Raw genomic sequence first — 6,931 nt, forward strand, 5'->3', positions numbered from 1 at the left:
TACGCGGGTACGTCGGGCACGATGGGCATGGGGCGAGTCGGCTGCGCCTCAAGCGCATCGTACGTGGGACCCGCCGGGACGGCTTCCGGGACGGGCTGGGCGGGCCAGCCCCCGGTGGGCCCCCAGTACCCGGCCTGGCCCGCCGCCTGCGGCGCCCCCCAGGAAGAGTCGCTCATCAGACTTCGAGCAGCTCCGCTTCCTTGTGCTTGAGCAGCTCGTCCACCTGGGCGACGTACTTCGCCGTGGTGTCGTCCAGCTCCTTCTCCGCGCGACGGCCCTCGTCCTCGCCGACCTCGCCGTCCTTGATCAGCTTGTCGATGGCGTCCTTGGCCTTGCGGCGCACGGAGCGAATGGAGACCTTCGCGTCCTCGCCCTTGCCCTTGGCGACCTTGATGTACTCGCGGCGGCGCTCCTCGGTCAGCTCGGGGAACACCACCCGGATGATGTTGCCGTCGTTGCTGGGGTTGACGCCCAGGTCGGAGTCGCGGATCGCCTGCTCGATGTTGCGCAGCGCGCTCTTGTCGAACGGGGTCACGACCGCCATGCGCGGCTCCGGCACGGAGAACGAGGCCAGCTGGTTGATCGGCGTCGGGGCACCGTAGTAGTCGGCCACGATCTTGTTGAACATCGCCGGGTGCGCACGCCCGGTGCGGATCGCGGCGAAGTCCTCCTTGGCGACCACGACGGCCTTCTCCATCTTCTCCTCGGCCTCGAGGAGGGTCTCTTCGATCACCACTTGCTCCTGCGTGTCTGAGTAAGGCCCGGCTGCGGTTCCTGAAGTCGGTCGGCGGCCGGCTGCGTCGCGTCTTCTTCCTGCACGGTTCCCGACCGGCAGGACATTGTCCATCCCCCGGCCGGGGCGCGTCCCGTCCGTCCCTCGGACAGGTGGCGTTCCCCGGGCGTCGGGGGCGTGCCGGTCAGTCCCGGCTGCCCTCGTCACCCACCAGGGTGCCGATCTTCTCACCCTTGACGGCGCGGGCGATATTGCCCTCCGCGAGAAGCTCGAAGACGAGGATCGGGAGCTTGTTGTCGCGGCACAGCGTGATGGCGGTGGCGTCGGCGACCTTCAGGTCGCGGGTGATGACCTCGCCGTAGCCGAGGGCGTCGAACTTGACGGCGTCGGGGTTGGTCTTGGGGTCGGAGTCGTAGACCCCGTCCACGCCGTTCTTGCCCATGAGGAGCGCCTCGGCGTCGATCTCCAGGGCGCGCTGGGCGGCGGTGGTGTCGGTGGAGAAGTAGGGCATGCCCATACCGGCGCCGAAGATGACCACGCGGCCCTTCTCCAGGTGGCGCACGGCGCGCAGCGGAATGTACGGCTCGGCGACCTGGCCCATGGTGATGGCGGTCTGCACGCGGGACTGGATGCCCTCCTTCTCCAGGAAGTCCTGGAGGGCGAGGCAGTTCATCACGGTGCCGAGCATGCCCATGTAGTCGGAGCGGGCGCGGTCCATGCCGCGCTGCTGGAGTTCGGCGCCGCGGAAGAAGTTGCCGCCGCCGATGACGACCGCGATCTGGGCGCCGTCGCGCACGACGGCCGCGATCTCACGGGCGATCTTGTGCACCACGTCCGGGTCGACGCCCAGGCCCCCGCCACCGGAGAACGCTTCTCCGGACAGCTTCAGCAGAAACCGGCCGCGTACTTTGCCGTCGTCGCTCTTCTGGGCCTTGGTGGTCATGGGGGATCCCGCCTCTTTCACGTGTTGCACATACGAAGAAGGCCATTGCCGGTGGGGTTGCTTTTCGCTCCCATGCGCGGCAATGGCCTCCTCGTCAGATCTGCTGCCGTCCGCCCCACGCCGGGGTGTGGCGGTGTGCGCGGACGACTGCGGTCGACCCTACCGAGAATTCCCGTCGGGTCGCGCGTCGATCGCGGTACGGACTCAGATGCCGACCTTGATGCGCGAGAAGCGCTTCAGGGTGACACCGGCCTCGTCCAGAACCTTCTGGACCGACTTCTTGTTGTCGAGCGCGTACGGCTGGCCGAGCAGCGTGGCGTCCTTGAAGAAGCCGTTCAGACGACCCTCGACGATCTTGGCGATCGCGGCCTCGGGCTTGCCCTCGGCGCGGGTGGTCTCCTCGGCGATGCGGCGCTCGGACTCGACGACCTCGGCCGGGATGTCCTCCTTGGAGAGGTACTTCGGCGCGAAGGCGGCGATGTGCTGGGCGACGCCCTTGGCGACCTCGGCGTTCGGCTTGTCCAGCTCGACCAGGACACCGATCTGCGGGGGCAGGTCGGGCATGGTGCGGTGCATGTAGGCGGTGACGTAGCCGTCGGCGAACTGCGCGAAGCGGTCCAGGACGATCTTCTCGCCGAGGTTGGCGTTGGCCTCGTCCACGAACGCCTGGACGGTCTTGCCGGCCTCGATCTCGGAGGCGAGCAGGGCCTCGATGTCGGCGGGGCTCGTCTTGGCGACGTGCTCGGCGATGGCCTTGGCCACGGCCTGGAACTTCTCGCCCTTGGCGACGAAGTCCGTCTCGCACTTCAGCTCGACCAGGACACCGGAGGAGTTGTCGTCGGCGATGATGGAGACCACGGCGCCGTTCTCGGCGGAGCGGCCCTCGCGCTTGGCGACGCCCTTCTGGCCCTTGATGCGCAGCGCTTCGACGGCCTTCTCGACGTTGCCCTCGGCCTCGTCCAGCGCCTTCTTGCAGTCCATCATGCCGGCGCCGGTCAGCTCACGGAGCTTCTTGACGTCGGCGGCGGTGTAGTTCGCCATGAGTCTGTGAGTCTTTCTCGAAGTCTGGAAGATCGAAGTTCAGGGGGGTCTGCGTTCCACAGGTAGCTGTAGAACTCCGGCCCGCCTCTGACCTACGGGTGAACAGCGGGGGCGGAAAACATGTCGCCGCCCCCGCCGTCAACGCTGACGGTCAGGCCTGCTCGCCCTCGGCGGCCGGAGCCTCAGCGGCCGGAGCCTCGGCAGCCGGGGCCTCAGCGGCCGGAGCCTCGGCGGCCGGGGCCTCCTCGGCCTTCTTCTCGCCCTCGAGCAGGTCGCGCTCCCACTCGGCGAGCGGCTCGCCCGCGGCCTTCTCGCCCTTGTCGCCGGTGGCGACGCCGGAACGGGCGATGAGGCCCTCGGCGACGGCGTCGGCGATCACACGGGTGAGCAGGGTGACGGAGCGGATCGCGTCGTCGTTGCCCGGGATCTTGTAGTCGACCTCGTCGGGGTCGCAGTTGGTGTCGAGGATCGCGACGACCGGGATGTTCAGCTTCCGGGCCTCACCAACGGCGATGTGCTCCTTCTTGGTGTCCACGATCCAGACGGCGCTGGGCACCTTCTGCATCTCGCGGATACCGCCGAGGGTCTTCTCCAGCTTGGCCTTCTCGCGGGAGAGGACCAGCAGCTCCTTCTTGGTCAGACCGGAGGACGCGACGTCCTCGAAGTCGATCTGCTCCAGCTCCTTCAGGCGCTGCAGACGCTTGTAGACGGTCGAGAAGTTGGTGAGCATGCCGCCCAGCCAGCGCTGGTTGACGTAAGGCATGCCGACGCGGGTGGCCTGCTCGGCGATGGCCTCCTGCGCCTGCTTCTTCGTGCCGACGAACATGACCGTGCCGCCGTGGGCGACGGTCTCCTTGACGAACTCGTAGGCGCGGTCGATGTACGACAGCGACTGGAGCAGGTCGATGATGTAGATGCCGTTGCGCTCGGTGAAGATGAAGCGCTTCATCTTCGGGTTCCAGCGACGGGTCTGGTGACCGAAGTGGACGCCGCTCTCCAGCAGCTCCCGCATCGTGACGACGGCCATGGCCGTATCTCCTTGGTGTTCTCGGTTGTGCCGCGTCCGCCGGACGGCGGTCGCGCCTGACGCCCGCGATGCGCCGTGCCGCGAGGGACCGAGGGGCGCTTGGTACGAACCGTTGCCGGCTGCCGTACCGGGGCGTGCGAAGTCGACCCGGTGACCCGGATCGCCAGAAGAAGTGTACGGGACCGGCGGGGCGCCGGGTGACGCCGCTGTCCACAACCGGCGGGTAGTCCACAGGCTCCGGCCGTGACCGGCGGGGATGCGGGACGGTGTCGGCATGCGACGAGCGATGCGAAGCGCCCGGTGGTGGCCGGCGCTGCTGCCGGGTCTGGCGGCGGCGCTGCTCAGCCCTCTGGCCTGGGCGGACACCCCGCACCCCGGGCCTGCGCCGGGCGTGGCACCCCCGGCTCCGGCCGTCGGCCGCGCCTGGCCGGTCGGCGTCCGCCCCCCGGTCCTGCGTGGCTGGGAACCACCGGCGACGGTGTACGGCCCCGGCCACCGCGGCGTGGACCTGTCCGCGCCGGCCGGTTCCCCGGTACGGGCGGTGGCAGCGGGCCGCGTCCTCTTCGCGGGGCGGGTGGCGGGGAGGGGCGTGGTCTCCCTGGAGCTACGGGGCACGGACCTGCGCACGACCTACGAGCCGGTACGGGCCTCGGTGCGGAAGGGGGACGAGGTCGGGGCGGGCGAGGTGGTGGGCGTGGTGGAGCCGAGCGGCTCGCACTGCGGGCCGGCGGCCTGCGTGCACTGGGGCCTGCGGCGGGGCGGGACCTACCTGGACCCGCTGTCCCTGCTCCCGCCGTGGCTGCTGGCCAGGGGGCCGTCGAGGCTGCTCCCGGTCGCCCCTCAGCCGCGGGCCGTCGCGGTCGCCACCGGTCGCGTTCCGGCCACGGACGTGCGTGGCTGATCACGCCCACGCGGCGGAGCCGCAAATCGACACAGCCCCGCATCGCTACAGCCCCGCACCCCTTCCGGGGCGCTCGTCCCGGCCGGCACCGACCCGGCTCAGCCCGTCACACCCCGCGGCGATCGAGGCGCGCTGGCGGGCGGCGGGCGGCCCGGACGCCCCGGAGCGCGCGGGCGCACCCCGGCTCAGCCCGTCACACCCCGCAGCGCCATGCCCACCGCCGCGTCCGTCACCACCGCGGGATCCTCCGCGGCGCCCAGCTCGATGCGCCGCACCGCCGCGTCGACCACGCCCTGCAGCAGCATCGCCGCCAGCCGCGGCTGCTCGTGCCCCAGCTCCTCCAGCGCCTCGACGATCATCGCGACCAGCCCGCCGTGGGCCGCCCGGATCTTCTCCCGGGCCCCGGCGTCCAGCTCGCTCGCGGAGATCGCCACGACCGCCCGGTGCCGCCGGTCCCCCACCAGCGCCAGCTGCTGCCGCACATACGCCTCGACCTTGCCCTCGGCCGACGCGGCACGCTCCATCGCCGCCGCGACCTCCGCCGCCCACACCGGGAAGTCGACCTCGCACAGCTCCTCGACCACGGCGGCCCGGGACCGGAAGTACTCGTACACGGACGACCGCGCCAGTCCCGTCCGCTCGGCCAGCGCGGGGAAGGTCAGGGCGTCCGTCCCGCCCTCGGACAGCAGGGACCGAGCCGCGTCCAGCAGGGCGGCTCGCTGCATCGACCGGTGTTCGGCCACGGAGGCCGCTCGAATCCTTGGCACGTCGACCACTTTACGGACAGGCCCTCCCGGAAGGGAGGACTCAGCGCCCGAAGCTCGCCAGCTTGGCCCGCAGCTGGAGCACCGACTTGGTGTGGATCTGGCTGACCCGGCTCTCGGTGACGCCGAGCACGTTGCCGATCTCGGCGAGGGTCAGGCCCTCGTAGTAGTACAGGGTGACCACGGTCTTCTCCCGTTCGGGCAGCGTGTTGATCGCCCGTGCCAGGAACCGCCGCAGCTCCCGGTCCTCGGCCACCTCCACCGGGTTGTCGGCGGCGGTGTCCTCCAGCGTGTCCATCAGGCTGAGCCGGTCCCCGCCCTCACCGCCGACGTGCAGCAGCTCCTCCAGGGCGACGACGTTGGCCAGCGACAACTGGCTGAACACCGCGTGCAGTTCGTCGACCTCCATGCCCAGCTCGGCGGCGACCTCGCCCTCTGTCGGCGTCCGCCGCAGCCGCGCCTCCAGGGTGGCGTAGGCCCGCTCGACGTTCCGCGCCTTCTGCCGGACCGAGCGGGGGATCCAGTCCAGCGCCCGCAGCTCGTCGATCATCGCGCCGCGGATCCGGGTGATCGCGTACGTCTCGAACTTGATCTCCCGGTCGATGTCGAACTTCTCGATCGCGTCGATCAGCCCGAACACCCCGGAGGAGACGAAGTCGGCCTGCTCCACGTTGGGCGGCAGCCCGACGCTGACCCGGCCGGCCACGTACTTGACCAGCGGCGAGTAGTGCAGGATCAGCTGCTCCCGCAGCCGCTCGTCCCCCGTCGCCTTGTACGACCGCCACAGCTCGTCGAGCGTCGAGGGTGCGGGCGGTCGCACGCTGCCGCCGTCGCGGGCGGCTGGGGGGATCGCCGCCCGGTCGGACCCGGAGGTGTGCTGGGGCATTCGTCGCCTTGTGCCGTTCTGCCGTGAAGTGCCGTGAAGTGCTCTGGAGTGGGTGGGAGTGGGGTTCGTGCGGGGAAGTGGGCTGCCTGGGGAAGGTGATGTCGGATGTCGGGTTGGCGCGATCTGCGCCGCCGCCTTCGTGAGCGTAGCGTGACTGAGGAGTCGCGGTGTGCGAACAGTGTGGCTCCACCCGTGCGCGGGGCGTTCGCGCCGGGTGGGTGACCGCGTGCCGTGGTTCGCTCTCCGTGACCGGCGCGGGGCGCCAACTCCGGGAAACGCCAAGGGCGTCGGGAGTTCCCCCGGACGGCCGAACACGGTGGGTCAGCATGGCGCGCGACCGCCCCGGACCGAGATCACCGCCTGGCGTGTCAACTTCCAGCCATCGCCGTGTCGTTCGACGTAGCCAAGTGCGCGGAGTTCGTACAGTCTCGCGATCGCCTCGTCGCGTGTGGTGCGGGCGCCGAGCGCGATCTCCTCGGCGGGTGCGGCGCGGTTGCCGGGCAGGGCGGCGAGGACGGTCCGGGCGGCCGGTTCCAGCAGGTCACGGGGGAGAACCGGGCCCCGGCGGGTCGGCGCCAGATCACCCATCTCGCCCACGAGTTCGATGACTTCCGTGGCGTCGGTGACGAGGGTGGC

The 6,931-nt window shown here is 70.6% G+C and carries 7 protein-coding genes and 1 pseudogene; 1 reads left to right on the forward strand and 7 read right to left on the reverse strand.

The window, feature by feature from the left end; all coding sequences use genetic code 11:
- Positions 1 to 175: 175 nt before the first annotated feature.
- From frr to rpsB, 4 genes are all read right to left on the reverse strand, one after another.
- Positions 176 to 733, reverse strand: coding sequence for a ribosome recycling factor (gene frr, locus CCN44_RS40000; RefSeq protein WP_014675285.1), 558 nt, complete (start codon positions 731 to 733; stop codon positions 176 to 178).
- 184 nt (positions 734 to 917) lie between these two features.
- On the reverse strand, positions 918 to 1,676 hold the full coding sequence (gene pyrH / locus CCN44_RS40005) for a UMP kinase (RefSeq protein WP_059252851.1): 759 nt from the start codon (positions 1,674 to 1,676) through the stop codon (positions 918 to 920).
- Between the two features lie 204 nt (positions 1,677 to 1,880).
- Positions 1,881 to 2,717, reverse strand: a complete 837-nt coding sequence (gene tsf, locus CCN44_RS40010; protein ID WP_059252850.1) for a translation elongation factor Ts — start codon at positions 2,715 to 2,717, stop codon at positions 1,881 to 1,883.
- 151 nt (positions 2,718 to 2,868) lie between these two features.
- Positions 2,869 to 3,744 carry a 30S ribosomal protein S2 gene (rpsB, locus tag CCN44_RS40015; protein ID WP_059252849.1) on the reverse strand — a complete coding sequence of 292 codons (876 nt, stop codon included), beginning with the start codon at positions 3,742 to 3,744 and terminating at the stop codon, positions 2,869 to 2,871.
- A gap of 274 nt (positions 3,745 to 4,018) precedes the next feature.
- Between rpsB and CCN44_RS40020 the strand changes: the two genes are divergently transcribed.
- The gene (locus tag CCN44_RS40020; protein WP_237482621.1) at positions 4,019 to 4,645 is read left to right on the forward strand and encodes a M23 family metallopeptidase; all 627 of its coding nucleotides are present in this window, start codon (positions 4,019 to 4,021) and stop codon (positions 4,643 to 4,645) included.
- A gap of 185 nt (positions 4,646 to 4,830) precedes the next feature.
- On the opposite strand, the gene CCN44_RS40025 is transcribed toward CCN44_RS40020, so the two are convergent.
- The 3 genes and pseudogenes from CCN44_RS40025 to CCN44_RS40035 form a co-directional block, all read right to left on the reverse strand.
- The gene (locus CCN44_RS40025) at positions 4,831 to 5,388 is read right to left on the reverse strand and encodes a TetR/AcrR family transcriptional regulator (RefSeq protein WP_059252848.1); all 558 of its coding nucleotides are present in this window, start codon (positions 5,386 to 5,388) and stop codon (positions 4,831 to 4,833) included.
- 64 nt (positions 5,389 to 5,452) lie between these two features.
- Complete coding sequence (gene whiG, locus CCN44_RS40030) at positions 5,453 to 6,295, reverse strand: RNA polymerase sigma factor WhiG (protein ID WP_031167347.1); 843 nt, start codon at positions 6,293 to 6,295, stop codon at positions 5,453 to 5,455.
- Positions 6,296 to 6,616: 321 nt separating this feature from the next.
- A pseudogene (locus CCN44_RS40035) lies at positions 6,617 to 6,931 on the reverse strand (DNA-processing protein DprA); the annotation flags it as partial.

It is taken from the genome of Streptomyces tricolor (assembly GCF_002155905.1).
Taxonomy (GTDB): domain Bacteria; phylum Actinomycetota; class Actinomycetes; order Streptomycetales; family Streptomycetaceae; genus Streptomyces; species Streptomyces tricolor.

Bases quoted from the DNA above. Each gene is read 5' to 3' on its own strand.
- pyrH (WP_059252851.1), bottom strand. From the start codon at position 1,676: ATGACCACCAAGGCCCAGAAGAGCGACGACGGCAAAGTACGCGGCCGG.
- tsf (WP_059252850.1), bottom strand. From the start codon at position 2,717: ATGGCGAACTACACCGCCGCCGACGTCAAGAAGCTCCGTGAGCTGACC.
- rpsB (WP_059252849.1), bottom strand. From the start codon at position 3,744: ATGGCCGTCGTCACGATGCGGGAGCTGCTGGAGAGCGGCGTCCACTTC.
- CCN44_RS40020 (WP_237482621.1), top strand. From the start codon at position 4,019: ATGCGACGAGCGATGCGAAGCGCCCGGTGGTGGCCGGCGCTGCTGCCG.
- whiG (WP_031167347.1), bottom strand. From the start codon at position 6,295: ATGCCCCAGCACACCTCCGGGTCCGACCGGGCGGCGATCCCCCCAGCC.